General features: G+C 35.3%; 1 protein-coding gene. It reads right to left on the bottom strand.

The genetic code is table 11. From position 1 onward, the window contains the following. Window positions 1–1262 (bottom strand): IS1182 family transposase (locus EO117_RS09050; protein WP_126940114.1); only part of this gene is annotated, 1262 nt, incomplete at both ends.

Below are 1262 nucleotides of genomic sequence, written 5' to 3' on the forward strand. Positions count from 1 at the left end.
AATACCGAGTCATATCCTGGAGTAATGCAAATTTGTTTAGTTGGGTTCTTGGTTGTTTTCTTTACATATCGTTGGCATTCAGATTTGTATCCACAGCGATTACAAGATTCACATACATATACCATACTTTCCCAAGTAAATCCAGTTTTACTTTTACTCTTACGACGGTGAGAATAGTGTAACTTTCGGCCTTTAGCACATATAAAAGCATCTTCTTCAGATATGTATTCCATATTGCGAGCTTTACTAATATCTGTTTTCCATTTACGTTGTTTAGAGCGTTCGTAGTCCTTAGGTTTAATACAAGATAAGTATCCTTTTTCTTCTAACCATAATAGATTTTCGTAGCTGTCATATCCTGCATCGGCTACTATATATCTAAACTTGGAAGTATGCAAACTCTCTAAATGCTGTAAAAAGGGGATTAATGTATTGGTATCGTTAGGATTAGGGAATATACCTACTCCCATAATATATTCGGAATGAACAGCCATTTGGACGTTGTATCCAGGTTTTAATTGACCATTTTGCATATGGTCTTCTTTCATACGCATGAAAGTAGCATCAGGATCTGTTTTCGAATAACTATTTCGCTCGCCCATAATAGCTAAATGTGCTTCATACTCTTTGCGTTTGTCTACTAATTCTTCTGCTCTTTCATATAATCGTTGTAGGGTAGTCTTATGCTTGCCCTTACCAAATACAAAATTAATTTGTTGTAGTTCAATTTCTTTCTCTAATATATAGCACAGTAATTCATCATTCATCTGCGATGCATCAATTCCTAGTTCTGTATATACATCTTGTTGTAGTACTACTAACTTAGATGGTAAGGTAGCCAATCTTTTTTGAATCGATTTCTTCCATACAAACGTGTATTTATTAGCATTAGCCTCTATTTTTGTTCCATCAATAAATACTTCGTTAAAAGTAAGCGTATCTCTTCTTGCAATGGCTTCCATTACTTGTGTAAATAAATTCGTAATCACTTCTAAGGGACAACGGGCAAAAAATCGTTGAAATGTCATGTGACTTGGTGCAGGATATCCCTGTAAAAGCCACATGTAATTGATATTTTCTTCACATTGTTTTTGGATAGCACGTGTAGAATACACTCCCTCGGACATAGCATAGATAAAAATTTTAAACAGAATATGCGGTGGAACCTTAGATTTTCTCCCTTTGGAAGAATACAAATGCTGTAACTCTGTATAATCCAACTCCTCTAATACAGCATCGAGTAACCGCACTGGCGCCGTTTC

Origin of the sequence: Veillonella sp. VA142, assembly GCF_003992135.1 — a bacterium.
Taxonomy (GTDB): Bacteria; Bacillota; Negativicutes; order Veillonellales; family Veillonellaceae; genus F0422.